Annotated in this window: 29 protein-coding genes; 12 read left to right on the forward strand and 17 right to left on the reverse strand. The window is 45.4% G+C overall.

Annotated elements, in window-relative coordinates; translation table 11 throughout:
- Positions 1–44: 44 nt before the first annotated feature.
- Entirely contained in the window at positions 45–872 is an 828-nt protein-coding gene (nadE, locus tag F0265_RS10245; RefSeq protein ID WP_171748806.1) for an ammonia-dependent NAD(+) synthetase, read from the reverse strand.
- 110 nt (positions 873–982) lie between these two features.
- Between nadE and F0265_RS10250 the strand changes: the two genes are divergently transcribed.
- Together F0265_RS10250 and F0265_RS10255 are read left to right on the forward strand one after the other, a co-directional pair.
- On the forward strand, positions 983–1,495 hold the full coding sequence (locus F0265_RS10250; protein ID WP_171748807.1) for a nicotinate-nicotinamide nucleotide adenylyltransferase: 513 nt from the start codon (positions 983–985) through the stop codon (positions 1,493–1,495).
- Positions 1,496–1,525: 30 nt separating this feature from the next.
- A complete protein-coding gene (locus F0265_RS10255) occupies positions 1,526–2,014 on the forward strand; it encodes a hypothetical protein (protein WP_171748808.1) in 489 nt (162 codons plus the stop codon).
- A 34-nt stretch (positions 2,015–2,048) separates the two neighbouring features.
- Here F0265_RS10255 and F0265_RS10260 read toward each other — a convergent pair whose 3' ends face one another.
- Both F0265_RS10260 and F0265_RS10265 read right to left on the reverse strand, forming a co-directional pair.
- Positions 2,049–3,908 carry a GGDEF domain-containing phosphodiesterase gene (locus tag F0265_RS10260; protein ID WP_171748809.1) on the reverse strand — a complete coding sequence of 620 codons (1,860 nt, stop codon included), beginning with the start codon at positions 3,906–3,908 and terminating at the stop codon, positions 2,049–2,051.
- A gap of 111 nt (positions 3,909–4,019) precedes the next feature.
- The gene (locus F0265_RS10265) at positions 4,020–4,913 is read right to left on the reverse strand and encodes a LysR family transcriptional regulator (RefSeq protein WP_171749126.1); all 894 of its coding nucleotides are present in this window, start codon (positions 4,911–4,913) and stop codon (positions 4,020–4,022) included.
- 113 nt (positions 4,914–5,026) lie between these two features.
- Here F0265_RS10265 and F0265_RS10270 point away from each other — a divergent pair, with 113 nt between their 5' ends.
- Both F0265_RS10270 and F0265_RS10275 read left to right on the forward strand, forming a co-directional pair.
- Positions 5,027–6,205 (forward strand): multidrug effflux MFS transporter, encoded by a 1,179-nt coding sequence (locus F0265_RS10270; protein ID WP_171748810.1) that lies wholly within the window; start codon positions 5,027–5,029, stop codon positions 6,203–6,205.
- 63 nt (positions 6,206–6,268) lie between these two features.
- Positions 6,269–6,622 (forward strand): hypothetical protein, encoded by a 354-nt coding sequence (locus tag F0265_RS10275; protein WP_152472519.1) that lies wholly within the window; start codon positions 6,269–6,271, stop codon positions 6,620–6,622.
- 55 nt (positions 6,623–6,677) lie between these two features.
- On the opposite strand, the gene F0265_RS10280 is transcribed toward F0265_RS10275, so the two are convergent.
- From F0265_RS10280 to norR, 9 genes are all read right to left on the reverse strand, one after another.
- Positions 6,678–7,301, reverse strand: a complete 624-nt coding sequence (locus F0265_RS10280; protein WP_065742167.1) for a glutaredoxin — start codon at positions 7,299–7,301, stop codon at positions 6,678–6,680.
- A gap of 52 nt (positions 7,302–7,353) precedes the next feature.
- Positions 7,354–8,244, reverse strand: coding sequence for a DMT family transporter (locus tag F0265_RS10285; RefSeq protein WP_171749127.1), 891 nt, complete (start codon positions 8,242–8,244; stop codon positions 7,354–7,356).
- Positions 8,245–8,387: 143 nt separating this feature from the next.
- Complete coding sequence (locus F0265_RS10290; RefSeq protein WP_171748811.1) at positions 8,388–9,311, reverse strand: DMT family transporter; 924 nt, start codon at positions 9,309–9,311, stop codon at positions 8,388–8,390.
- 199 nt (positions 9,312–9,510) lie between these two features.
- Positions 9,511–10,845 carry an MATE family efflux transporter gene (locus F0265_RS10295; protein WP_171748812.1) on the reverse strand — a complete coding sequence of 445 codons (1,335 nt, stop codon included), beginning with the start codon at positions 10,843–10,845 and terminating at the stop codon, positions 9,511–9,513.
- Between the two features lie 52 nt (positions 10,846–10,897).
- The gene (locus tag F0265_RS10300) at positions 10,898–12,817 is read right to left on the reverse strand and encodes a monovalent cation:proton antiporter-2 (CPA2) family protein (protein ID WP_171748813.1); all 1,920 of its coding nucleotides are present in this window, start codon (positions 12,815–12,817) and stop codon (positions 10,898–10,900) included.
- Positions 12,814–13,434, reverse strand: coding sequence for an NAD(P)H-dependent oxidoreductase (locus F0265_RS10305; protein WP_065742163.1), 621 nt, complete (start codon positions 13,432–13,434; stop codon positions 12,814–12,816). The genes F0265_RS10300 and F0265_RS10305 overlap by 4 nt, the downstream gene beginning before the upstream one ends.
- 81 nt (positions 13,435–13,515) lie before the next feature.
- Positions 13,516–14,148 (reverse strand): HAD-IA family hydrolase, encoded by a 633-nt coding sequence (locus F0265_RS10310; RefSeq protein ID WP_171748814.1) that lies wholly within the window; start codon positions 14,146–14,148, stop codon positions 13,516–13,518.
- 21 nt (positions 14,149–14,169) lie between these two features.
- A complete protein-coding gene (locus tag F0265_RS10315; RefSeq protein ID WP_065742161.1) occupies positions 14,170–14,529 on the reverse strand; it encodes a glutathione S-transferase N-terminal domain-containing protein in 360 nt (119 codons plus the stop codon).
- Between the two features lie 105 nt (positions 14,530–14,634).
- Positions 14,635–16,224, reverse strand: a complete 1,590-nt coding sequence (gene norR / locus F0265_RS10320) for a nitric oxide reductase transcriptional regulator NorR (RefSeq protein ID WP_171748815.1) — start codon at positions 16,222–16,224, stop codon at positions 14,635–14,637.
- A 244-nt stretch (positions 16,225–16,468) separates the two neighbouring features.
- On the opposite strand from norR, the gene hmpA reads away from it, so the two are divergent.
- The gene (gene hmpA, locus F0265_RS10325; protein WP_171748816.1) at positions 16,469–17,641 is read left to right on the forward strand and encodes an NO-inducible flavohemoprotein; all 1,173 of its coding nucleotides are present in this window, start codon (positions 16,469–16,471) and stop codon (positions 17,639–17,641) included.
- A gap of 38 nt (positions 17,642–17,679) precedes the next feature.
- Here hmpA and F0265_RS10330 read toward each other — a convergent pair whose 3' ends face one another.
- From F0265_RS10330 to F0265_RS10340, 3 genes are all read right to left on the reverse strand, one after another.
- Positions 17,680–18,216: a hypothetical protein gene (locus F0265_RS10330; protein ID WP_171748817.1), complete on the reverse strand. Its 537-nt coding sequence runs from the start codon at positions 18,214–18,216 to the stop codon at positions 17,680–17,682.
- Entirely contained in the window at positions 18,209–18,748 is a 540-nt protein-coding gene (locus tag F0265_RS10335; RefSeq protein WP_171748818.1) for a YaeQ family protein, read from the reverse strand. Before F0265_RS10335 ends, F0265_RS10330 begins: the two co-directional genes overlap by 8 nt.
- Before the next feature lie 74 nt (positions 18,749–18,822).
- Entirely contained in the window at positions 18,823–19,032 is a 210-nt protein-coding gene (locus F0265_RS10340; RefSeq protein WP_006960450.1) for a cold-shock protein, read from the reverse strand.
- A 379-nt stretch (positions 19,033–19,411) separates the two neighbouring features.
- Here F0265_RS10340 and F0265_RS10345 point away from each other — a divergent pair, with 379 nt between their 5' ends.
- Positions 19,412–19,624: a ribosome alternative rescue factor ArfA gene (locus tag F0265_RS10345; protein ID WP_171748819.1), complete on the forward strand. Its 213-nt coding sequence runs from the start codon at positions 19,412–19,414 to the stop codon at positions 19,622–19,624.
- Between the two features lie 47 nt (positions 19,625–19,671).
- Here the strand turns inward: F0265_RS10345 and F0265_RS10350 are convergent, their stop codons facing one another.
- A complete protein-coding gene (locus tag F0265_RS10350; protein ID WP_065742155.1) occupies positions 19,672–20,835 on the reverse strand; it encodes a threonine/serine exporter family protein in 1,164 nt (387 codons plus the stop codon).
- Between the two features lie 470 nt (positions 20,836–21,305).
- On the opposite strand from F0265_RS10350, the gene F0265_RS10355 reads away from it, so the two are divergent.
- The gene (locus F0265_RS10355; RefSeq protein WP_006960453.1) at positions 21,306–21,668 is read left to right on the forward strand and encodes a hypothetical protein; all 363 of its coding nucleotides are present in this window, start codon (positions 21,306–21,308) and stop codon (positions 21,666–21,668) included.
- Between the two features lie 212 nt (positions 21,669–21,880).
- The gene (locus tag F0265_RS10360) at positions 21,881–23,047 is read left to right on the forward strand and encodes a D-alanyl-D-alanine carboxypeptidase family protein (RefSeq protein WP_095571406.1); all 1,167 of its coding nucleotides are present in this window, start codon (positions 21,881–21,883) and stop codon (positions 23,045–23,047) included.
- A 41-nt stretch (positions 23,048–23,088) separates the two neighbouring features.
- Here F0265_RS10360 and F0265_RS10365 read toward each other — a convergent pair whose 3' ends face one another.
- Positions 23,089–23,604 carry a cytochrome b/b6 domain-containing protein gene (locus tag F0265_RS10365; protein WP_171748820.1) on the reverse strand — a complete coding sequence of 172 codons (516 nt, stop codon included), beginning with the start codon at positions 23,602–23,604 and terminating at the stop codon, positions 23,089–23,091.
- A 422-nt stretch (positions 23,605–24,026) separates the two neighbouring features.
- Here F0265_RS10365 and F0265_RS10370 point away from each other — a divergent pair, with 422 nt between their 5' ends.
- The 4 genes from F0265_RS10370 to F0265_RS24690 all read left to right on the forward strand — a co-directional run bounded on the left by F0265_RS10370 (position 24,027) and on the right by F0265_RS24690 (position 26,881).
- Positions 24,027–24,380: a helix-turn-helix transcriptional regulator gene (locus F0265_RS10370; RefSeq protein WP_006960455.1), complete on the forward strand. Its 354-nt coding sequence runs from the start codon at positions 24,027–24,029 to the stop codon at positions 24,378–24,380.
- 85 nt (positions 24,381–24,465) lie between these two features.
- Entirely contained in the window at positions 24,466–24,681 is a 216-nt protein-coding gene (locus F0265_RS10375) for a DUF3820 family protein (RefSeq protein WP_171748821.1), read from the forward strand.
- A gap of 27 nt (positions 24,682–24,708) precedes the next feature.
- On the forward strand, positions 24,709–24,951 hold the full coding sequence (locus F0265_RS10380) for a hypothetical protein (RefSeq protein WP_171748822.1): 243 nt from the start codon (positions 24,709–24,711) through the stop codon (positions 24,949–24,951).
- 547 nt (positions 24,952–25,498) lie between these two features.
- Positions 25,499–26,881 carry an SEL1-like repeat protein gene (locus F0265_RS24690; protein ID WP_171748823.1) on the forward strand — a complete coding sequence of 461 codons (1,383 nt, stop codon included), beginning with the start codon at positions 25,499–25,501 and terminating at the stop codon, positions 26,879–26,881.
- Position 26,882 lies beyond the last annotated feature (1 nt).

Raw genomic sequence — 26,882 nt, forward strand, 5'->3', positions numbered from 1 at the left:
TACGGTATCCTTTAAAAACGGGAGCTGATAGCTCCCGTTTTTTATTAGTCGTATATGGTCGGAATAGGTTGACGCTTATGCTGTGTAGCTTTGTAAATTGCGAGCAACTTGTCTGACGCTTCCTGTGATACGGGCTTACCTTCCAAGAAGTCATCAATCTGATCATAAGTAAGATTGAGAGCGTCTTCATCGGCTTTTTGTGGGGCCAGTTCTTCAAGGTCAGCGGTAGGGGTTTTCTTAACAAGAAGTTCAGGCGCACCTAATGTTGCTGCAACTTCACGTACTTGGCGCTTGCTCAAACCAAATAATGGGGCGAGGTCACATGCGCCATCACCAAACTTGGTATAGAACCCCGTGATATTTTCCGCAGAATGATCCGTACCAAGTACTAATCCACCAACATACCCAGCAATTTCGTATTGAGCGACCATGCGAGCACGTGCTTTTACATTACCTTTGACGAAATCGACTTTAGATGCTTGTTGAGGAAGAAGCTCAGTATGAGCGAGAGCTTCGTGGGAGGCAGCGTGCAAACCATCAACCCCAGCTTTAATATTGACGGAAACGGAGTGAGTTGGTTGAATGAACTGCAACGCTATCTGGGCTTCGTCTTCATCTTTTTGTTCACCATAAGGTAGACGAACGGCGACAAATTGGTATCCGCCATCGGTTTCTTCATTCAGTTCATTGACGGCAAGCTGTGCGAGACGACCGCAGGTTGTGGAATCAACACCCCCACTGATACCAAGTACTAACGCTTTGCATCGCGCTTCCTGCAACTTGCGCTTAATAAATTCGACACGACGTGAAATCTCAAATTGAGGGTCGATTGATGGCAATACGCGCATCTCGTCGCGGATTAGCTGTTCCATTATGTTTCCTTCCTGCAAGCAATGATTTTTTGAAAATAATGGTAATATCATACCTAAATGAACAGATTAGAAAACTGTGAACAGTGATTTCACAATCATCAGGAAAGAAAATGAACAAAATCGCAGTATTTGGTAGTGCATTTAACCCACCGAGTCTTGGACATAAGAGCGTTATCGAGTCACTTACGCATTTCGAACGGGTACTACTGCTTCCCAGCATTTCTCATGCTTGGGGCAAGGAAATGCTTGATTACCAAGCCCGGTGTGAATTGGTTGATGCCTTTATTGAAGATTTGCAGCCGAGCAATGTCGAGCGGAGCACTGTTGAAGAAACGCTTTATCAACCAAACGATAGCGTAACGACATTTGCGGTTTTAAGCGAATTGCAGCGTCAATATTCAGAATATGAAATTACTTTCGTAATTGGGCCTGACAATCTGTTTAATTTTGCTAAATTTTATAAAGCGGATGAAATACTTAATCGATGGTCAGTGATGGCATGTCCTGAGACCGTGAAGGTTCGTAGTACGGACATAAGAAAGGCAATAAGTGATAAAAAAGACATTAATTCACTTACTACGCCTAAAGTTTGCCAAATGTTGGTCGAAAAAGGGTATTATTAACGAATGCTGTACTAATTATTTGGGGTGTGAATGAAAGCTCATGCATTGATATTGCTGGCGGGTCTAGCTTCTTCGACTGTTGGTGCATGTGAACTGTATAGCTCTAGCTATCAGTCTGACTCTGTGTTGTTTCATTCCTCACAAGGTGTGTGTTTTTCCTTACTTGATGGTATTCAATATACCGCTGATAAACTGGATGCGTTCGATGACTGGGTATCAGAAGAACAATCTCCAGATTATTCCTCCTATTGGTCTGATTGGGTTCTGCAAACCGAGACTAATCCCATATTGAGCCAAAGCTTAGCCTCCAATTATATTGGGATTGGTGTCTGGGTACCGTCTGAGTTGGAAGATCAGATTAATGTCTCCGATACAGAGAATTGGATCATGAGCCATGGCCTTCAACTTAGCGTAGGCTTTGGTGATAAGAAGCCGGGAGAGCCTCGACTCCGATTAGATTATCGCTGGCATGATGACTACGAGCGTGATGTAGTCATGCAGCTTGAGTTACCGTTTTAATGAAGAATGGAATGGACGCAGCCAGCGTCCATTTTTAAGACTTGAACATATTGACGACTGTTGGCGGCTCATCCTGAACGGTACGTTTGGACTGCATATCAATAATCGTTTTAGGTTTCTCAGGGCGTGAGTAGAAGTAACCCTGAATTTGGCAACAATCCATTTCATGCAACTTCTCCAACGCTTCTTTGCTCTCCACCCCTTCAGCTACCAAATCAACCTTGAGCTGCTTAGCAAGCTGAATGATGAGCCAGACTACGCGTTCGGACGTTTCGTTACACAGCATATTGCGAATGAAAGTCGCGTCAATCTTAATGCAATCGATGGGATAGCTGTGGATGTAATTAAGGCTCGAGTATCCGGTACCAAAGTCATCCAGTGCCACGGTAAAGCCCAATCGGCGTAACTGATCAAGAATAAATCGCACTTCATTGGTTTGGGAAAGCAGGACGGTTTCGGTGAGTTCAATCGTAAATTCGTTGGGTTTGAAGCCATAACGGCGAATGGTCGACGTGAGGTGCTCCAAGTAACGATTGGTGTCATTGAGCTCATGAGCTGAACAGTTGATTCCAAGTTTGATCTTGTATCCTAGGCCTTGCTCAAGCTCCTGCTTCGCCTGACACGCAAGATCAACAATACGTTCTCCCAATTCCACGATTAACCCAGACTGCTCAGCGGCTTCAATAAACTCCAACGGAGAAATCATCCCGAGCGTGTCGCTTTCCCATCTCGCGAGGATTTCAAAGTAATCCCAGTGATCTTGGTTTCGACGTACGATAGGCTGCGCTAGCACATAGATTTCACTGGGCTTAAGGTTAGATGGTGAGAGCTCGTTACGCAGTGCGTCAATGACCATAGTACGACGGTAGTATTGTGCACTTAGGTGTGTGTCATAACATTGCACTTGAGAGTTTCTTGACTGCTTGCAATCTTTCAACGCTAAGCTGGCGTTGAGGATAAGTTGATCGGCGGTGAGTCGGCTATCTGATTTTCTCGCAATGCCTATGCTGACGTTGACTTTGATATTGTGTGCAGGATCTTTATACCCGGACTCTAACTTGTGCAGTATTAAGCGGCACACTTCGAGCGGGTCTCTATTGTAAGTAATAAAGGCAAATTCATCCCCGGCGATTCTAAAGGCTAGCTGTCTGTCCTGAATCGAGGTTTCAATCGCTTTGGCGACAAATTTAATGACTTGGTCACCGATATAATTGCCGTACAAATCGTTGATGGACTTAAAACTGTCAATATCGACATAGGCCAGAGTAAATGAGTCTCCGCTGGTTTCCGATAGCCTTTCGAGTTTATCGGACAAAAAGCTTCTATTGAGCAAACCCGTGAGATTGTCATGCGACACTTCATAGCTGAGCTGATTGACGAGACTCTCTGAGCGTGCCGAGAGCCATTTTGCTCTCAAGCTATGCACCACGACATTAGCGAATAGAGTGTGGTAGTAAATCAGCTCTTCACTTTGCTCAATAGGGTTTTTAAAGGTTGATAGCAAAACACCAAGCACGTCACCAGAACGGGTTCTCAGAGGAATGCCGAGGTAGGCTTCAAGGTTATTCTCTCGGATGTAGATGTCTTCAGGGAAGTCTTCCGCCACACCATTTGAATAAAGGACAAAGTCGAGATCTGATTTGCTAACGTGTGCGCAAGGTGTTCCTCGTAGGCCATAGGAAAATGGCTTTTTTAAAGCGCTATCACTGGCGTGCGATAATGTATGAGCATTGGAGTTGAACTTATCAATCTCTATCACGCAGGTGCAGTACGATCCAAAATGTTGATGTAGCACTAAAGTAACTTGATCGAGTAATTGCGCACCGTCAAGTTGGAGAGTTTGATTAACCACATCTAAGTTAATAGACGCAGTTTGTTCACGTAACCTAGCCATTTGAGTAACCTACCTTATCGTGATTCAAATCACTTATTTGTTGGTATTGGTTCAGTCAAAATATGGTACAGATCTCATAACAATTCAAATTAGGAGAAGATCTTTTTCGGTTTAATGATCTTCCATTTGCTCTTTTGCTAAACGCTCTTTGAGGTAATCGAGAAACAATTTTGTCCTAGTGTGTTGGTAGTCTAATTTAGGATAGTACGCGTAAACTGTTGCTTCATCGGCAGTTATTCGGGGTAGGATTCGTTTTAATGTCCCTGTTTTTATCTCGTCCTTTATCATCACATCGTTGGAAATTAAAATTCCCATGGCATTTTTAGCGGCGTAAAAAAGTGCTTCGGGGTTGGTGGTCGCAAGTTTACCCGACAACACAATTTTCTTTCCGTTCGTCAGGGTTATCTCACGATGTGGCCTTTCCCCCCAGATGAGCGTGTTATGCTCAGTCAACTCATCAACCGACTGTGGTTCACCGTATTTGTCCAAATAATCAGGAGAAGCATAAAAGCCGGCTTTATGTTCGAACAGAGCTGACGCTTTAAAACTGAGTGAATTAAGCTGTTCTATCTCACGGCTGATGAACAGATCAAGGCTAAGTTCAGGCAGTTGGCCTGGCGTTGTGGTGATCAACTGGATGCGAATGTCTGGGTACATTTGCAGAAAATCATCGAGATACTGAACCAGAAACTTGGACCCAACAGCAATGGTGGCTCCTATTTTCAGTAATCCCGCTGGCGTTTGGTTCACTGAACGAGTTTCATCGACGATGGATTGCCAGCCATCCAGCTGAACCTTGGCTCGCTCATAGAACAGCGCGCCAGCTTCGGTTTGAGTCACGGTTCGGGTAGTACGCTTGAGAAGCTGAACACCAATCCTTTCTTCCAGCCAATGGACACGCTTACTGATCGCTGAGCTGGTGGTATTCATTTTTCTCGCTGCGCCGTTGAAGCTGCCTTCGTCTACCACACGAATATAGCTTTGAACACTTTGTATCCAGTCCATCATTTCCTCTCATTGATTCTTTTTGGGAACTAATTAGTTTCCAATTGAGGATATTATCATTCGTTAGCGTCGAATTTAAACTTTATTGCATAAAGAATGAACGAGGTGACGCTATGAAAAAAACGCCGATTCTGCTGGCGATGATGATAATTGCAACGGGTCAGGTAGGTGTGAGTATCTATCTGCCATCATTACCGATGATCAGTGAGACACTTCAGGTTAACCAAGCTGATGTCCAACTTCTTGTGACGTTATTTTTAGTTGGCTTTGGTGCTTCGCAGTTGTTTTATGGCCCATTATCGGATGCCATCGGACGTCGTCCGGTGTTTCTGCTAGGGCAAGGAATATATCTGATCGGAACCGTGATTTGTTTGCTGTTTTCTCATAACCTGTGGATGTTGGTGTTTGGGCGTCTTCTACAGGGCCTCGGAGCAGGCAGTGCGTCCGTGTTAGGCCGAAGTGTGCTTCGTGACTGCTATGACGGTGCAGAGCTGACCAAAGCGCTTTCTTACGTTTCTGTCACTGCTTCGATCATGCCAGTGATTGCACCTGTCTTTGGTGGCTGGGTGGCGTTTTATCTCGGTTGGGAAGCGGTGTTTATCTTTGTTCTGATTTATCTGGCCGCAATTTTTACACTGGGTTACTTCATCTTACCTGAGACCATGAGCTACGGCCGAACGTCGTTCAAGGTCGGTCAAGTAGTGAAAAACTATGGAGAGCTGATCACCAATAAACAGGTGCTGAGTAGCGCGAGCTACAACTGGATCACTTACCTTGCTTGTATGGTTTCTTTGTCTGTGATGCCTTTCATGTTGCAACACGAATTGGGCTTAACGGCCGCCGAGTATGGTTCGGTCATGGTGATACCGTCCGCGGGGCTATTGATTGGCACACTGGCGTTGAATGTCCTGAATCGCTATATGAGTACCCAGCAGCTCATGGCTCTGGCGATCTTCATCATGATGGCAGCTGGCGCCTGGTTGGCGGTAACAGGGCTGACGCTCTTCAACATTATCTGGGCCTTTACCTGGATGACGATCGCACAGGGGCTGTCTTTTCCTCTTTCAATCAGTATGTTGCTCGCTCCACATAAACGACAGGCAGGCTCTGTTTCTGCGCTGACGGGAGCCATTCAGATGTGTCTTGCGGGTGTGTTTGGTGGTTATTTGGTGGAGAACTGGGTACAAAGCCAAATGGCATTGGGTGCGTTTTATTTGATATCTGCAAGCTTGATGGCAATGGTGCTTTACTCAAGTCGGGTTCGGCCAGTGACACGCCAAGAGTTTGCTTGAAAGGAGTAAAACCCCTGATACAATGCGCCTCAATGATTGAAATGACGATCTGAGAGGTCGACGATGGAACACAAACAATTCGAAGAGTTAGTCACTGCGCTTTGTGCAAAAGAGAACCTACCGCAAGCTCTTGAAGTGTTGAAACAACATGAAAATGAAGAAGTTGCTGAGGCTGCGCAGTCTCTTACAGGTCAGTTTGCTTTGGCGGAAGTTGACGGTGAACAGCGTATTTACCATGTGACGATGCAAGAAAACGAACAAGGTGAAGAGCAAGAATACGTTGAGCATGTGATGAACGAAGGCGATGATGTGATTCGATTTGTTGCTTGGTTCTTTGAAGTGATGTTTGATGTGAAACGTAAAGATACCTATCAGGCCGCAGGTAAAACGTACCAACAACCAAAACGCGCGAAATAGTCGAGCTTACGCTTTCTATAAAAACAAAGCCCCATATTTGGGGCTTTGTTTCTTTTTAACCAACAGAGCTTTGGTTATTGTCCATGGTCACCACATTGTCGGGCACGTTACTTAATCCCTTTTCTGCTAGCCAGGCTTGCAGATTGTCGGCGCCGCCGATGTAATGACCATCAAGCCAGATCTGAGGAACCGTTACTGGCGTCTTTTCACCGATAATAGCTTTCACTTCCGGGATCATGCGATACAGCGCCGCACTGTCTTTAACGACATCGTGATACTGGTAGTCAACCCCAGCGTCATCAAGTAATTTCTTGGCTTTCACGCAGTAAGGGCAGGTCGCTTTTCCGTAGACAATGTTTCCTTTCAACGTATCGCGTTTGGTCCACTCTTGGATAATAGATTGTACCAACACACCGCGATTCAAGGCTTCACCTTGGCTGACCACTTTGCCTTCTACCATAAGAATAGGAGCATGCCAGGCACCAACCTTCAACGGTTCCCACCAATGAGAGAGCCAATCTTTCACTTCCAATTCAACGGGAACATCGGCCAATTCGTTCTCAAATGTATCTTTGAGAATGTCTTTGGTCAGGGTGCACTCGCCACATGGAATTTTTACACTGAACGGTCCCCAACTGCCGGCCCAGCGATATAGTGTTACTTTGATTGGATCTGTCATAGAGCTCTCTCCCTTAAATGCCTTTAACTAATAGAACGGCGCGCGCTGATATTTATTTCAATTTGCGGGATTTTTTTGATTCCCATTGAGTAATAAAAGCGACAGATGCAATGATGATTGCGGCTCCTAGCCACAGTCTGCCCGGTGGTACCCAACTAAATACGATCCAACCTGCCAGCACATTTAGTGGTAATTTCGCATGGTCAAAGGGCTGAACAAACGAAGCATCGGCCACGGAATACGCTTTTACAATAGCCCACTGTGCTAACGCTGTCAGGGCACCAGCGGCGAATAACACCAGCCAGATAGTACCGCCAGTTGGTGTCTGCCAGTCTGGAATCGCTAGCAGGATATTAAATGGCGTTATAAGGATCAGTAGGTAGACCACCATCGTCGACGGGGAGTCATCAGAGGATAGCTTTTTAACCATAAGCGAATAACAGGCCCAGAAGAATGCCGCTCCTACTGGGAGTAAAGCTGCCCAGTTGAAACCATCAGTCCAAGGTTCAAGGATGATCATTGCGCCAATGAAGCCGGACAGCGTTGCCCCCCAACGTGCGATACCTACGTTTTCTTTAAGAATTAGCCCTGAGCCTACCGTTGCAAAGAGTGGTGAGGTCATCAGCAGTGCGATCCCCTGCCAAATTGGTACAGGGTAAGCGAGCGCCCAGAGCCACAATTGAATGCCGATAACCGAAAGAAAAACCCGGAAAATGTGCATTCCGAGATGTTCAGTACGCAGAGAGTGTCTGATACCCAATGTTTTTAAGTAGGGCAGAATGACAACCAACGCAATCGCATATTGGATCAATGCGACAGTAGTGGAAGACAAGCCGAAATTAATACTGGCGACCTGAGCTAGGCTGTTTACCAAGGCAAAGGCTAAACCAGCCGTGAGCATCCAGCTCGCGCCTTGAATAGGATGGTGGGGTCTTGAAGCCATAATCGTTGTGTTAAGGAATGTAGTAGGCTGAATCATACGATGTTCTTTGTAGTACGTCATCTATCTATCTTGTTGTACTTCATCAAAAAACTGAAGAAACAGCCTGTTTCATTGTGCGGTGTCGTGTCGCAAGCGACGACGGACTAGTCGGTTTTGGGTTTATTGAGCAGGTAAACTGAAAATACGACCAAAGTCATTCCCATGGCGTGCCAGACAGTAAATGCTTCCCCTAAAACGAGTACAGCTGATATTGCAGTGATCGCTGGGCCAATATTACTGGTTAAGCTCAGCTGAGTTGGTGTTAAGCGCGCCATCGCGGCTGCGATCAAATAGGACGGAACAACCGTACAAAAAATACCTAATGTAACGCCGATGGCGATCAGTTCAGAGCTCCAACTGCTGATCTTTGCTTGACTTAATAGCAGGTGAATGACGATTGTAACTCCGGCACTGCCCATACCAATGCTCGTGAACAAAGAACTGCCCATGCTGGAGATGAGCGGCTTACTCCACACAAGATAAAAGGCGAACACTAAGGCTGACATGATGGCTAAACCGCTACCGAATAAAACAGAGCCACCGAGAGCGTTAAAGTCATGAACAAAGATCAAACTGATACCAATGTAACCAAGCAATGTACTCACAATGACCTGACGGCTTGGGACCTGCTGATACAAAACCCAACTGATGAGCACGACAAAAGTAGGGAATAAGAAAATCAATAGTCGTTCTAGTTGAGCAGAGATGAACTCCAATGACGCGATATCCAGATAGCTCGCGATGTAATAACCCATGATACCGATAGCCACGGCTTTAAGACCATGTTGTTTGGCTTTGGCGCGATTGTCTGGTTTGCGACACAAATACACCAACATGACCAGATAAAGGGGCAGAGAACTGAACGCGCGTAGCGTCATGATAGAAGTGGCATCACCACCGTATTGGTAGGCGATCTTGATCAGTACAGGTTTGATGGAGAAGAGCAGACAACCCGCTAGAGCCAGCAACAAGCCAATTTGAGTGGCGCGAAAAGCAGGAGGTCGAATCGTCTGGGTGTTTTCTGTCATTATTCTCGTATCCTTTGTTGAGAGTTGGGCTACGAGAAGAATTAGGCTGGCTACGTGTTCTCGTAGCCAGGCACAGGTTTACCTACCGGCTACAGGCAATGAGAAGGAGCCAAAGGTAAGTAAACGAAATTTGCATCAGAGATATTCCTTAGTGCTGAAAAACCAGATTAACCAGCCTTGATAGGAAAGGCAACCAGTTTTATAGCGTAAGATTGGCTTCAATCTGTTTCAGTGCTTTTTGATACATCAGCCATGCACAGGCACCAGCTAGTAGGTTACCAGCCATGGATCCCCAAAATAGCCCTTGTATTCCGCCGAGATGTGCCCCTAGCCAAAGACAAGGTAAAAAGAACGCAAACAAACGCAGCGCTGAGATGGTTAAGGCAGTGTAGGATTTGCCCAATGCATTGGAAATTGACACCATTAGCATGCAGATCCCCAGTGGGCCTAGGCTGACAGGGACAATCAATAAATGCCAGATTAGAATTTCAGTGACCTGAGCTTCGCTGGTCATGAGTGAAGCTAGCCAGTCTGCCGACAGCCAAGTAAAGGCGGCAATCAGCAGTTGAAAACCAATCACGAACTGGCTGGCGATGACCACCAGTCGACGTATATCAGTGATGTTTTTCGCCCCTAATAATCGACCGACCATTGGTGGCATAGACATCGTCAGAGCAAGCACAGAGACGATAGCAAAAAACTCGAATCTTGACCCCAATGCCCAAGCTGCGACTGCCGCAGTACCAAACCCTGCAAGTAATTTGGTTGCTAGCATTGAAGACAACGGTGGTAGCAACTGGCTGATCATCGCTGGCCCCATGATATTGCCAATGGACTTAACACTTTGCGTGATATTGAGATCATGCCAGTCAAAGCTCATCCAATGCTTGCGTGTGACCTTTGGAGCAACGATCAAGATACCGATACCAAAGGCGATAATGGTGGCGATGGCTGCACCGTTCAGTCCGAGATCGAGAGTAAAGATGAAAATCGGATCCAGGACGAGGTTAAGTACACTGGTGACCATCATCATCGTGCCTGGCAGCATAGTATTACCATTGGCTCGGCAGACACTGTAAAGGAAGTAGAGTAGAGCGCCTGTCCAAGCACTAACCAGCCAGTAAATCCAATAGCTGTCAATCAACGGAAAGAGAGTGTCGGGTGCACTGAGCAACTGAAGGATAGGGATACGAATGAGGTAAATAAATACAGAGATAACAGCAACGCCAATTGTCCCCATAGCAATTACTAATCCGCCGAGCTGGTGGGCAAAGCGTGTGTTGTTAGCCCCAATGGCCTTTGCAATTACAGCGGTTGTAGCGATACCTAGCCCGACTTGAATACCAATGATGATCATCTGAATAGGTAAGGTAAACCCCTGAGCTGCAAGCGGTAGTACGCCAAGCTGGCCGATGAAAGCACTGTCGACCAACTGAAAGCTCATCAGAGACAGGACACCAAATAGCATTGGCCATGTCATTTTGAATAGCTGTTGACCCAGTGATGGGGAGATCTCAATGTTTGTAGCAGTCATATTGTTCAATCATTCTGTAAAAGAAAAACCGAGGCAGTGCCCCGGTCTAAAATTATTCTTCCTTGAACTCTTCAGCATAACCTTTGGGAGGAGGTGTCCATCCTCGCTCACCGCCCTCATGTTTGTCTGAGCGATCGGTATTCATCGCCAGCTTTATTTGTTCTTCGAGGTGCATAAAGAGTTTTCGGTAGTTGTTGTCAAATCGCTCGCCTTCAGAGTCATCTTCCCAAGCTTGATAAAGCATGTCGGATTTCTTATCTTCAATTCGACGATACGCAGTTCGTTGTTGCTCTACATGAAATGGGTGGTATCCCAGAGATTTCAAGGCCTGTGCACCAAGTTCAAGCGCAGAATGGTAAGTTTCTGACTCGATAATGTCAGCGCCTGCCTGACGTAACAGATAGCCATGACCACGGTCGAAGGCACGGACCAGTACTTTGACGTTTGGATACGTGTGTTTGACGTATTTGGTCAGCTCGACGCTGGTTTCAGGGTTATCAATGGCTATCACCAGCATAGAGGCTTCTTCAATACCAGCGGTGTGAAGTAGGTCAGGCCGAGTAGCATCACCAAAGTAAGCTTTGGTGTCGATACGTCTCACGACATCAACTTGAGCAGCCTGATGATCAAGCACCACAGTTTTGACCCCATTAGCGACGAGTAATCGATTTACAATTTGTCCAAAGCGGCCGATACCCGCAATGATGACAGTGCCTTTCTCTTCAATTTGATCGGCCTCACGGTCATTCGACTCAAGTTCAAATCTTGGCAAGATGACTTTATCGAATAGGATAAACAAACCCGGAGTCAGGAACATCGACAGGGCCACCACCAGTGACAGAGTTTGAGCAATATCCTGTGGAATGACATGATTCTGCACCGTAAAACTGAGCAAGACGAAACCGAATTCGCCCGCTTGTGCCAAACTGAGTGTAAACAACCACTTGTTGCTGTTTTTAATGCGGAATATCAGGGCTAACACGTAAAGAATGGTCGCTTTGAGCAGCATGACGCCCAGTGTTAAACCGATGATGAGCGCAAAGTCATCGAACAGGATGCCGAAATTGATACCAGCCCCGACGGTGATGAAGAATAGGCCTAACAACAAGCCTTTGAACGGGTCGATGTTGGACTCAAGTTCGTGGCGAAATTCACTGTTTGCTAGAACCACGCCCGCAAGGAAAGTGCCGAGTGCAGGGGACAAACCGACCAAGCTCATCAGTGCCGCGATACCGACGACTAACATTAAAGCCGTTGCGGTGAAAATCTCACGAAGCCCTGAACTGGCAACGAAACGAAACAGTGGACGACTTAAATAATGCCCGCCAACGACCAGGCCAATTACCGAACCGATAATCACCAAGGCATACGCCCAACCCGGTAGACCTGCGACTAAACTGAGCTCATCATGGTGATCCGCTGCACTGTTGACCGCTGCCTGAGCTTGTTCCACTAGTTCAGGGAGTGCCAATAGTGGGATAAACGCCAGCATAGGAATGACGGCGATGTCTTGGAACAGTAATACCGAGAAGGCATTCTGTCCGCCCTCTGTTTTGTTGAGACCCTTTTCATTAAAGGTCTGCAATACGATAGCTGTTGAAGAAAGCGCGAAGATCAAACCAATCGCAAGGGCAATCGTCCATGGCTGGTCAAACAGTAACGCCACGCCCATGATTGCCGCTGTGGTTCCTCCGACTTGTAGCCCTCCCAAGCCGAGCAAGCGATTTCTCATAGACCAGAGCATTTTAGGCTCTAATTCAAGGCCGACCAAAAACAGCATCATCACGACACCAAATTCCGCAAAATGCTGAATGGTCGTTGTTTCTTCTCCAACTAGGCCAATGATTGGCCCAATGACGACGCCTGCAATTAAATAACCGAGTACAGAACCGAGCCCAAGTCGCTTTGCAATGGGAACGGCGATAACAGCGGCAACAAGATAGATAAATGCCTGTAGGAAATAGCCGGTCATCGTAATCCTCCTACAATGATTTCATCCAAACAGTGGCAGAGTTTTTCGACCTTTGAAGCCTTGTCGTAATCGACTCTATCTTCAACCAATGCCAGTAATAGCGCCTGCCAAGCCTCAACATGTGTTTTGATGCGACCGTCTTCCTTCGCGGTACGAGCACCAAATAGAGCGAATGGAGCAAGGTATTCCATACCTGTCAGCGTTGCCATTTGTTCAAGAGGTTGGAGTAATTCGCGTATGGTGAAGTGGTTGTAGCCTTCTGTCTGGTACGCTTCTTCTTGACCGCCCGCAGTGAGCGCGCAAAGAAACTTTTTACCGTGTAGAGCAGTGCCATCGTGGCCATACGCAAAACCGTACTCCAATACCAAGTCTTGCCACTCTTTTAAAATTGAAGGTGTTGAATACCAGTAAAGCGGGAACTGAAACACGATCACATCGTGATCGATTAAGCGTTGCTGCTCGCGATCAATATTGATGTTGTAGGTCGGGTATTCGTAATACAGATCAACCGCAGTCACACCTTCGACTTTATGACAGGCTTTAAACAGTGGTTGGTTAACTTCGGAGCGTCGCTGAGAGGGGTGGGCATAGAGCACTAAAACTTTATTCTTTGACATTATCCAGTTCGCAGATCTTAGGTTTAGAACTTTATTGTTGCACACAGATCAACTTTTAACCATTGGTTACTTTTTGGTAAGTTATGAAATAGTTTCAGTTTTTTGTTGATAGAAGATTGAGAACAAGTCCAATAGGTCGCTGAGGTGATTCACAGTCAATGAGGCATGTTGAGTAAATGTACTCGGTTTACCATGAGTCACTAGACAAGACGGCATACACGCATTGCTTGCAGCCTGTAGGTCATAGACATAATCACCGACGTAGAGAATTTGCTGAGGAGCCAACTGCCATTCTGTTGCGAGCGCAAGAAGTGCATCTGGAGCGGGCTTAGGTGGGAAATGTTCACGGCTGATTACACGCGAAATATTGAGTTGGTTATGCTCAATTTTGCGTTCTGACGCTTGTGCGCAGTTGCGCGTAATAATCGCGGTGTGAAGGTTATGGTGTGTGATGAAGTGAAGTAGGTCATGACAGCCGGGCATCGGAGAGGAGTGATCGGCGTCATCCAGTTCGTGCTGCAGTACCAATTGTTTTGCTCGAATAGCTGACTGAGAGCAATCCAATTCGTCAATGAAGGTGAGCAAGTCGACCTCTTTTGGACAGCCGACTTGTGTTCTTAACCAATGAAAGTCCAGATTGGAGCTGACTAAGGTGTTATCCAAATCAAAGACAATCGCTTTGATTTCGCCTATCTCCAGAGTCACTACATCCATGGCACTTTCCTTTCGTTGGTTTTAGGCGAATTCCTGCTCTAGGTAAGCAACAATATCAGAAGATTCATACATCCACTCGACCTTGCCTTCTTTCTCGATTCTTAGGCAAGGCACTTTAACTCTGCCACCACCAGCTTCGAGTTCAGAGCGATGCGCCTGATTTGTTTTGGCATCGCGCAGTTCGATATTGACCGATTGACGCTTCATCGCACGACGAACCTTGACACAAAATGGACACGCTTCGAACTGGTACAGAGCCATAGATTGGGCTTTGTCATTGACTGCCTGCTGACTCTCTGCCGATCGCTTGACGCCTTTTGGTGAAAATACAAAGTTAAGCAATAGGATTACGCGGCCTAAAAACCAACGGATAAACTTCATAACATTCCTTTACAATACAACAAATAGGGTGACTTAAACGTGGGTTGTTTCACCCACTTTTTATATCGTGATTAACTAGTGTTTGCATTGTAACCAAGTTGTTCATCAATTAGTACTTATCTTGTGCTGCTTAGTCACGGTAATACCCAATCGTTTCGCTAATCGCGTCAGATTCGCACGGTCAGTTTTCAGCTGCCTTGCTGCCTTTGCCCAGTTGAAGTCAGCGTCGGTCAAAGCGAGGGTGATAATATGTCGCTGGTACTCTTCGGTGGACTCACGTAGGCCTTTTGTCCAATCGATGGTGTTTGTATGTCTGGTGGCGGAGAGGTTGCTTGATGACTCCTCAATGGGAAGAGAGTGGAGATCACCGATGTCATCAATGGAGACAGTAATCAGTTTGCCGTGGTTGCCTCTTGCTCTTGCCTTTAGAGCCGCTCGATTAATGACGTGTTCTAACTCACGCACATTGCCCGGCCAGTTATAACGCGATAAGAGGAGCTGAGCCTCTTTGCCCAGCTTGATTTGGACGATACCAAGCTTACGCCGCGCTTGTTCCAGGAAGTAACCCGCGAGCAGAACGATATCGCCTTCGCGTTGGCGAAGTGGTGGGACGCTGATCGGATACACGCTAAGGCGATGATAAAGATCTGAGCGAAAACGACCTTCGCTGACTTCTTCTTTCAAATCACGATTGGTCGCGGCCAAAACGCGAACATCAATTGTCTCCACTTTATCTTGACCAACGGGTTGAATCTCGTTGTTTTGCAATGCACGAAGAATTTTGCTCTGTGCTGTAAGAGGCAGTTCACCAATCTCATCAAGAAATAGAGTGCCGCCGTCTGCCAAGGCAAATTTGCCTAGCCGCGATTTATCGGCTCCCGTAAACGCTCCTTTAACGTGACCAAATAGTTCACTTTCTACCAAGTTTTCAGGAATGGCTGCGCAGTTGACATAAACAAGAGGTTGCTTACGGCGATTGGATAGGTGATGAAGGCTTCGAGCGACAAGCTCTTTACCTACACCAGTTTCGCCATTGATCAGAATATTGAAATTGGATGGAGCGACGACATCGATATCGGACTTCAGCGTCGTCATTTTTTCGCTGGCACCGATGATCTCGCCGCCTTCACGCTCCCATGCATCCTCATTGAGTTCTTCGAAACGTTGTTGAGTCTGCTTAGCTTGTTGTTCTAACTGACTAACGGTCATAGCAACTTTGAGAGTTGATGCCACAATCGCCGATAGAGCGTCTAAACTGCGAGTAGGGATTTGGTCAAAGACATTAGGTGTTAGGCTGTCCAGAGTCAGAATGCCAAGCAGTTTGTCAGCATAGAGCAGAGGAAGGCCCATACAAGCATGCATTGGCAAATCGCCATCGTAATCAAGCAGTAAGTTATCGAACGGATCGGGCAGTTCGCAGTCTGCGTCGAAACGCACAGCGGCTTTTGAGGCACAGATTGCGTCAAAGCGAGGATGTTCATCGACCTTAAAGCGACGACCCAGCGTATCACGCGTTAAGCCCTGAATCGCTAAGGGGACTAAGGTATCGCCTTGCAAAGACAGCAGCGCCACACTGTCACATTGGATGGCTTTGCGAATGGCATCAAGCAGTTTGTTGAAACGATCGTGCTCATTGTGGCCTGTTGCTAGGCCGATGGTCATATCGATTAAAGTCGAAACAGAGATATCTTGCATGGTGCGGTAGGGCTCCAAATGACGGTAGGTGACTCCTCACAGAACGATGTGAGTTAAAAGTAACCAGTGCTAACGTGTGATTATTATATTTTAGAGTCATTTCGACATATTTCAACTGGGTCATTATGACTTTTTGACAGTGAATAATGCTCGATAATCCAAGTAATTAGGAGATGTTTAAACTTGGCATCAATCGTGCTCTTAGAAGGGAAAAAGATAATACCCATATGAGGAGAAAATAAAGATGCTCAACAACCAACATATCGAAGTCGTAAAAAGTACTATTCCTTTGCTCGAAAGTGCCGGCCCGGCTTTAACACAGCATTTTTATCAACGAATGTTTTCGCACAACCCTGAGCTTAAAGACATCTTCAATATGACGCACCAGAAAACCGGTCGTCAAAGTGTTGCACTGTTTGAAGCGGTGGCGGCTTACGCTAAGAACATTGAAAACCTTGAAGCACTGACATCAGCGGTTGAGCGTATTGCTCATAAACACACCAGCTTTAACATTCAAGCTGAACACTACCAGATTGTTGGTCATCACCTAATTGAAACGTTACGTGAATTGGCGTCAGAGGCATTTACCAAAGAAGTGGAAGAGGCATGGACGGCAGCATATCTGTTCTTGGCAAAAGTATTTATTGATCGCGAAGGTGAGCTGTATCTTCAACGTAAGCAAGCGATTGGTGGCTGGGAAAACGCACGTCAGTTTGTGGTTAAACAGAAGCAACCTGAATCAGAATACGTCACCAGTTTCGTTCTTGAGCCACAGGATGGTGGTGAGGTGTTGGACTACAATCCAGGCCAGTACGTTGGTGTTGAAGTTAAACCTTCTACAGGTGAGCACAATGAGATACGTCAGTACTCGTTGTCTCAGAAACCTAATGGCAAAAACTACCGAATTTCAGTTAAACGTGAAGTGGGACAGCACAATGGCTTGGTGTCTAACTTCATGCATGACGAAGTAAACGAAGGCGATACCGTCCATTTATATGCGCCGGCGGGTGATTTCTACTACCAAGAAAAAGGCGCGCCAGTGGTTCTGATTTCTGCAGGTGTTGGTGCGACGCCAATTCAGTCGATGCTACAAACGTTAGCAGCAGCGGATAAACAAGACGTCTCGTACCTTTACGCTTGTAACAGTGCTGATCAACATACCTTCAAGAGTGAAACGGAACAGCTGATTTCACAGCGTGGTTGGCAGCAGTTTACATGGTATTTAAACGATCAGGCTCATTTCGAAGGGCAGATGAACCTGTCCTTAGTGGAAAGCGAGTTACCGTTAAACAGTGCCGACTTCTATCTTTGTGGGCCAGTAGCCTTTATGGAAGCAGTGGTTAAGCAGTTGGAAGGATTGGGTGTAACAAGAGACCGAATTCACTACGAAGTGTTTGGACCTCATACCTATCTGTAAGATTGATAAAGGGCTTCCCATTAGGAAGCCCTTTTTAATTAACCGAAGGTGCGTTTGAACCAACTCCAAATAGGGTTGTGTCGCTGCGCTACTGGGGAGTTGTCGCTTCCCAAGTAGTAGCTCGCGAGATACTGTGTCCGGATGGCATTTACATCTAGACCCGAAAGATCACTTTGCAGATGAGCGGTTGTTTCAGCATGGTCATTCGCTAGGCTGAAATCCATTTTCAGGTAGCCCTGAATATAGAGCCAAACATGTGTTACCAGAGTCAGCATTTGATAATCCTGATACTCGAATCGTTTGGCATGTTGCTCACCAAGGTTATCGTGTAATGCTTTCCACATGGCTTGAACCGCTTCTCGGTTAGCTTCAACGCGGGAAAGGCACTCAATATGCGCTTTTGTCATGATGCCGAGTAAATGGGACTCATCCGCGCTATCGGGCTTATTCTGTTTTACTTTGTCAAACAAGGCCGATTGTTGTTGCAAAAACTGCTGCCACAGTTTGGGATGTTCCTTTACGGCGTCTAGTGACTCTGCGCCAATCGCTATGAATGCCTGTTCCAGATCAGTCATTAGATTGTAGAGTCTCGATCTGAACTTCAAATGAGCCTTTGTCACAGTCAATGAACAGGCTGCTGCCAGTAATCATCACGGATAGATCCATTCCGCGTTCAACTACTTCAGACAAAGCATCGATGCCTTCTGCACTGAGTCGGTATATGTTGGCGTCATATTGGTGAGATTTGTTTTTGGTTTGTGCCCACCAGACGTCAGATTTGCTGGTAAAGGTGAAGATGTCGACTCTCTTGGCTAAGCGAGTGGCTTTCTTAATGCGATCAAGGGATGGTTCACCAATTTCAATCCAGTGTAGGATCGTATCATCAAGTGATTTGATCCAGAGGTCCGGCTCTTCAATTGAAGATAGACCTTTAGTGAATGCTAGTTCCGGTTGATATTGAATACAGTAAGCCAGAATACGCGCCATCATTCGCGGGATGGTTTCTGATGGGTGCTGCGCGATAGTCAGTTGCGGAGAATCGTAGACGTCGCGGTTAGTGTCCGAGAGCGAAATTCGAAACTTATAGATAGTGGGTTTGAGTGCCATAGTCGTTTACTACACATAAAAAAATAGCCAGCTTGAAGCTGGCTATTGTAAAACTTTATCTAGCTAGTTAAAAATTAAACTAGTTTGATGTTCTCAGCTTGTGGGCCTTTTTGACCTTGAGATACAGTGAACTCAACTTTTTGACCTTCAACTAGAGTACGGAAACCGTCGCCAGTGATTGCAGAGAAGTGAGCGAAAACGTCAGGGCCGTTTTCTTGTTGGATGAAACCGAAACCTTTAGTTTCGTTGAACCATTTAACTGTACCAGTAACAGTGTTAGACATAATGTATATCCTTGATAAATCTTGTAAAAGCCATGACGGCAACGATAGCGTGGAAAAGGAGATTGCTATTGCGCACGACGTTACGGAAGAAATACAAGAAATCCAACGAAACGGCGGAATAAAAACAAGAACCGTTTTCTAGCTGCCGTCTAGTCTAAAGCTAAGTGGCACTAAGTCAATAAAATTCATATGATACTTTTTCGTTACCATGCTCTTTTCATTCGAAATTTGCGCTAGGTAGAGTTTCGGAAATATTACTGATTGGGCTATAGATAGTGTAACATTCGTTTGTGTGGTGATTTATTCTGTCAAATACGGGTTTGATGAGTGATTTATCACCAAGTACTAGTCGTTTGTAAAATCAAAGCAGGACAAAATTATGGGCAAGAGTGCCAGAAAAATATTTAGGGATGCCGCTTCCCTTCAAGCCAATTTGGAGGTTGGGAGAGGTGAAATACAAGACAATGCGTTAAAAGCCGTCGTCACCAGCCAACTTTTTAAAACGCGGGTAGAGAAGTCGAAAAAGGGGAAAGGGAGCTTCTCTCGTAAGCTAAAACATAAGGGTAAAGAGCCCTATTCAAAAGCCGCTTAAACAGCAACTTTCGAATAGGGCTCTTTTCTTTTATCTATTGAGTGCGACTATCGTTCGATTCGCGGCGAGTAGATCGAGTAAGCCGTAACCTGACCAGCAACAATTGCTGAGAACATAAATAGCGCTGAGAGACCAATACTTGGAATAGGTAAAATGGACTGTTCAAACACAGATTGGCCAGCACTGACCAAAACTCGGCTACCCGGTACCAAGATGATGATGCCTTGGACGATGTAAATAGAGCCCGTGAGATCCATCTTCTTCGCCACCCAAGTACCATAGAGCGTGATCAGTACGGTGGTAATCCAAGTACCCACGACCCAACCACTTTCGAAGCCTAAGTAAAACGGTCCCCACATGCCCAGTACCGCAACAGGTAAACCGAGCAAAATATCTTTAGGTCTGGCATTGAATATCACACCAAGGGAGACGGATATCAAAAACAATCCTGAGATGTGGAGCCATGTCGGTATCTCATTGACGTAAGAGGTGATATCCGGCTGCCCCCAGATCGCTTCTCCAATGTTCAACCCCATCATAATGCCTACAAACAACTTGATCAGAGTGAGAAAGCTTTGACCCAACAGGCTGGTCCCTGAAACCAAATCGTTAAACGCAAGACATTCGAGTGAGTTGGCTATCGATAAACCGGGAACAAATAAGACGATAGCGGCGATACATAGCGCCCAGACAGGGAGATCGGCGCTGGTACTTGCAAAGAAGGCGACCAGAATGCCGGTGATCAATGCGGCAACAAATTCGACGGCAATTGAGCGTCTCGCTTTGCAGATTTGTTGAGCGCCCCATGCAAGAAAACCGAGAAAGATGGATATATAGACGGCCTCTAACGTACTGCCGACCAGCATAAGGTAGGCAGGTGGGATCCCCATGTTCGCAAGTGCCGTGACCCACTTAGGGTAGCCTACAGGTTCTGGAACGGGCTCCTTACTGGGTTGGTTAATTCGAATGATGGTATTCGCCAGTAAGCTGAGGTTAATCGAAGCAGGCTGATGGCGCTTCATAACTACAGCATTGTTATCGTCTGGAAACTGATAGTTAACCGTTGTTGGGGTCGCCTGAATCATGACATCGACGCCATGTTTTCGAGCATAAAACTGCGTGTATTTTTCTAATTTGTAGGGCGCGCAGCCACTACGGTGCAAGGTATCACCGATCTCAACGATCTTTTTGATTCTGTACTCTGAAGGCATGGTATGTGGTACGAAATATCGAATGCGCGCAAAGGTAACAAAGCCATATGTTCTATTCGAGTGTGAATCTACTGAACAGTGGCTAGAGTCACACTCTTTCTGATATTCCAAATGATAGGGATATCGAAAAGTGAAAACTTAGGTTGTAACAACGCATTTGGGCTCGAAATGTCTGTTTGAAAATGCATCAGATCACAAAATAGAGAAGGATTGTCGATGTAAATGTTTGTTACCAATTTGTAAGGTTTGATTTCATTTTGACTGTTGCAATCCATTTCATGCTTGAGTGGCAAGGAACCAAGATAGTTGTTTTGTTAACCTTTATTTTACATGTCGTGGCTGAAACAAATTTGTACAAAAAATGCACCAATTTAAGGCTTGAAATTCGTGTGGAAATGGTGAAAATATGCGCAAAATGAGTTTGCAAAAATGAAAGGAAGCTTTTTCCAGTTTTAAAAAGCGAGGCGAAGATGAAACTATTTCTGATCATAATGGCGTCAATTTCTGCAGGTGTGTTGTCCGCTGAACACCTTCATTCTTTCATGTTAGGTCTTTCTATTTCTGCATTGGCCGTTGGTAGCTGCTACTGGTTTGCATTCCGAACGACTCGTTTTCCTCAACTGGCATTACTGCTACTGATTTGCGGCATGCTATCTAAGCTAACTATCACCGTGATTGGGGTGAGCTGGAGTATGTCGGAAGAGCTGATTACTTCTCCATTAGTATTTGCATTGTCATACCTATTCTTCTCTTTGGTGGTAACTTACTTGTGGTTCAGCTACCGAGACAGCATTACGCCAAAACCGAAGAAGGTTCAGGAAGCTCAAGCTTAGTAAGCCAGATAATCTAGATTGATAAAGCCAGTGTTATGAACACTGGCTTTTTTGTACTAATTTACCCATATATGGAGTCGAACTCTCATTATTTAATAAAACTTTCCAATAAGCGTAACGATTGATTACAAAGCGAATAAATATCATTGTTGTTTGTTTATACTCAAACTAATCATAAAAACTCCGATTGTGACTAGAGTTGGTAACGTCCCATGAAAAAAACGTTTCTCCTAAAAGCAGCACTTTTCTCCTCTATCGCTGCGACATTCAATGCCATTGCGGCGCCTACTATTATTCCTGAGCCTCCAACATTAGGGGCTAAAGGCTATGTCTTGATTGACTACAACACTGGCCAAGTGTTGGTTGAAAAGAATGCGAACACCAAGCTTAATCCGGCCAGTTTAACCAAACTGATGACGGCTTATGTAGCAGGGCAGGAAGTTAAAGCGGGCAACATTACTTTGGATGATCAGGTTGTGATCAGCAAAAACGCTTGGGCAAAGAACTTCCCTGATTCGTCAAAGATGTTTATCGAAGTCGGCACTACGGTACCTCTGATGGATCTTTATCGTGGTCTTATCGTGCAATCAGGTAACGATGCGAGTGTCGCGATTGCAGAATACGTTGCTGGCAGCGAAGGGGCCTTTGTTAACTTAATGAACTCCTGGGCTGAAAAGCTCGGCCTAGAAAACACCGCCTATACCAATCCACACGGTTTGGATAGTAACGGCCTTTACTCAACCCCTATGGATATTGCGAAACTGGGCCAAGCCATTATTCGTGATTTGCCTGATATCTATCCTCTCTATAGCGAGACGTCTTATACCTACAACGGCATTACTCAATACAACCGAAATGGTTTGCTACGAGATCGCAGCATGAACGTTGATGGTATGAAGACGGGTTACACCAGCGGAGCAGGGTATAGCTTGACCACATCCGCAACCAGTGGGGACATGCGTTTGATCGCCGTGGTGATGGGTGCAAGTAGCACTAAGAGCCGAGAATCTGAAAGTAAGCAGTTACTTAGCTATGGTTTCCGATTCTTCGAAACGGTGTCACCTACCAAGGCTGGCGACACTGTGACTGAAGCAAAAGTCTGGATGGGTGAGCAGGATCAGTTAAGTGTTGGTGTCGATGAAGATATATATATGACACTACCAAAAGGTAATGCGGCCAAACTGACGGCTGAAGTCGAATTTGACCGCGAATTGGTGGCTCCCATCACTGAGGGAGAAAAAGTTGGCACCATCATATACAGCGTGGAAGGTGATGAAGTCGCGACGGCAGATCTTATCGCTCAGGCCGATGTCGATGAAGGCAGCCTTTTCAAACAACTTATCGATTGGTTTAAACGTCTGATTTCTAGCTGGTTCTAACAAATAAGCGGATGCATTGAGCATCCGCTTTTGTCTGTGCTCTACAGCATCAATTTAAGGATATTGTTTTTCCTAATAAGATGATGGTGAGCCACAGCGAGAATATGAAGTGTCACCAGCACAGCAAGCGTAAGACAAGATAAACGGTGAACTTTAAAGAAGAACGAACTTATTTCTATTTCTTTAATAAGATTGCTAACTTCCACCATCCAGAAAAAATGATACGAGTTTTCCAGCATCAAAAAACCAGAAATAAATACCCAAGACATCATGAAATACATCAGCGAATGAATGAGTTTAGCAATACTCTTTTGCCAATGAGCAATGTTGTCGTCAACCTCTAGGCTTGGCCTAAAATACTTCCACACCCAACGAGCCAAAAATACGGGAGCGGCAACTGTGGCAAGCGACATGTTTAATGTCGACAGGAAGTGAAACATAGGAGAATCATAGGTTGTCAGGTGCATCCCATATCCTGCCATCGTTGTGTACACAATGACGATTGCCATAAACCAATGAAACGTTTTGGTGACTCTGTCATAACTCACTCCGCTCATGTTCATACCTTTCCCTTAATACTCACACCCAGCAGAACCAAGCCAATATAATATTTACCTAACAAACAAATATTAGATGATTCTGCTGTTATTTTATTTTGCTAATTAAGTGAGAATCTAGCGGAAAGAGAGATATAGTCATCACTTATCCCTGTTTTTGGAAGGGGTATCCCGAATAAAAATAACGGGCACAAATTAAGTTTATAAAACTACTGTTTGATTTATTAATAAATATTTCTTGAGAGTATATGAGCTGTTGAACCGTTACGTATAGAAAATGGGTTGGTACGTCATCATTGCTCCACATTACAAATGCCGTTAGCGAGCAAACCAAACTTTTAACTAACGTTAACTCATTGCTGACATCTCTGTGAATGAAAAGGCGCAGAATCCATCGCACTAAGCGATACAAGGATTCACCCATGGAATTTACTGAGAAGGATAGAGAGGCGTTATACAATACGTGGATGTCTCAAAAGTCTAAAATGCGTCTCACGCAAATGGAGTTTGCGAAAAAGTTAGGGATCAGTCAGCTAAGCTTCTCGCAACTCTTACGCGGAGAAGAGCCTTTGACGATGTCGTTCATTAGCCACTTTTGCCGATTACTTCATCTCGATGCGAAACTGGTCTTTCCTTCACTTAAACAAGCTAATGATATGGGCCCTAAGGTGGTTTATCTTCAAAGCCGAATGAGTGTTGACGGGGAAATCCAGAACGCTTACATCGAAGGCAATCAAATTGTGGTCGAATACGCGCACACCGTAAATCAAGCGTAATGTGAGCCTACGGTAGCACCGCCTCTGTCTGGCATTAAATTTCAGTGGTACTCTAAGCATAGAGTTCATCCTGAATAGTAAAATCATGCTGGAAAAAGAAAATCTCATTAAGTTAGCACGCGTCCAGATGCCCTTTGGCAAATATGCTGGGCGCGTTTTGATCGATCTCCCCGAAGAATATTTATTGTGGTTTGATAAAAAGGGCTTTCCTAGTGGGGAGCTTGGCGATCTCCTCAAGCTATGCCTTGCGCTAAAAATCGAAGGATTAGATAGCGTCGTTAAGCCTTTAAAGCGAATGTAACCCTAGAACTTAAATAAAAGACTGACTATGAATTTTGATATCGAAGCATTGAGACACCACCAACTGGTCGAAGATGGCCAACTTGAGGGATGTTACATTCATCAGCCTGCCGGAGGCAGCCAGCAAGATGACAAAGCCGTTTTAGCAGAGCGCCAAGCGTTAGAAAAGATGGGCTACAAAGTAGTACAGGTTCAAGCGAAAGGTAAAACAACAACCTTTGCCGAGGCGATGCAAAAGTTTGCGAAGAAGAGTGGTCATCAGCCTAATTAATCGGCGGATGTAACCTACCACAATATCCTTAACCTCTCCCAAGATAAATCCTGTTTCCATTCAAAAGAGTCAGCCTGTTAGGCTGACTCTTTTTTGTCCCACTGTTGGATAGATCTTTAATTCATTCATATCCTGTTCATGGGGTTTAACCCTACTAAAAGTCATCCATTCTTCTAGTGCTTTCCGTTGTGCATCCCCGTGTTGTGTCACGGGGGTAAATTCGACCTGATTATAGGTATTCGCATTGCTCCGGATAGTTTATCGTTTCTGTTTAGCATCCGTAGCCTTTTCAATTCGGCCCTAGTTCACAGTTAGGTACAATACAAAGGGTGTTTAAGTCCTTGTAGTTTCTTTATTCATTCTATAAGTTTAATATAATCAAGTGTTTAAGGTTAAATTAAGTCAAGTAGATATACTACAGCGTAACGTGTTAGAGTTTGCGCCAAACATCTTTAGGAGAGCTAGAGAGTGTTAAGTGTATCTAGCTACCTCAATTAAAAAAACAGTATTAGTTAGGTTAATACTCATCAAGCACAACAGGAACACTATGCGAATTTTCATGTTATTAATGGTTTGTATTGTTATGGCTGGATGTTCTCAAAACAGTATCAGAGCAGTCAGCCAAGATGATAATGTTGAACGTAACGATATGATAAAAGATCTCAAAGAGGCCGCTGAGCAGGGATCTGCAAGAGCTCAAACGAATCTTGGGGTGATGTACGAATACGGTAAAGGTGTGCCTCAAGATGAGGAACAAGCGGTACATTGGTATCGTCAGGCCGCTGAGCAGGGATACGCAAAAGCTCAAACGAATCTTGCGGTGATGTACAAATACGGTAAAGGTGTGCTGCAAGATAATAAACAAGCAATGCGTTGGTGTAGACAGGCCGCTGAGCAGGGGTATGCAAGAGCTCAAACGTATCTTGGGGAGATATACGAAGACGGTGAAGCTGTGCCTCAAGATGATAAACAAGCGGTACATTGGTATCGTCAGGCTGTTGAGCAGGGGTATGCAAGAGCTCAAACGAATCTTGGGGTGATGTACGAAGACGGTAAAGGTGTACCTCAAGATGATAAACAAGCGGTACATTGGTATCGTCAGGCCGCTGAGCAGGGATATGCAAGAGCTCAAACGAACCTTGGGTGGATGTACGAAGAGGGCAGAGGTGTGCCTCAAGATGATAAACAAGCGGTACTTTGGTATCGTCAGTCCGCTGAGCAGGGGTATGCAAGAGCGCAAACGAATCTTGGGTGGATGTACAAATACGGTAAAGGTGTGCCTCAAGATGATAAACAAGCGGTACTTTGGTATCGTCAGGCCGCTGAGCAGGGGTATGCAAGAGCGCAAACGAATCTTGGGGTGATGTACGAAGACGGTGAAGCTGTGCCTCAAGATGATAAACAAGCGGTACATTGGTATCGTCAGGCTGCTGAGCAGGGATATGCAAGAGCTCAAACGAATCTTGGGTGGATGTACGAAGAGGGCAGAGGTGTGCCTCAAGATGATAAACAAGCGGTACATTGGTATCGTCAGGCCGCTGAGCAGGGGTATGCAAGAGCGCAAACGAATCTTGGGGTGATGTACGAAGAGGGTATAGGTGTGCTTGATGATTGGAAACAAGCGGTACATTGGTATCGTCAGGCCGCTGAGCAGGGATATGCAAGAGCTCAAACGTATCTTGGGGAGATGTACGAAAACGGCAGAGGTGTGCCTCAAGATGATAAACAAGCGGTGCATTGGTACCGTAAGGCTGCTGAGCAGGGGTATGCAAGAGCTCAAACGAATCTTGGAGCTATGTACGAAAAAGGCAGAGGTGTGCCTCAAGATGAGGAACAAGCGACACATTGGTATCGTAAAGCTGTTGAGCAGGGATACGGAAGAGCTCAAAGGTATCTTAGATGGATGTGTCCAAAAATAGGTTGTAAGTAAT

Source organism: Vibrio sp. RE88, from assembly GCF_013113835.1.
In the GTDB taxonomy this organism is placed as follows: Bacteria; Pseudomonadota; Gammaproteobacteria; order Enterobacterales; family Vibrionaceae; genus Vibrio.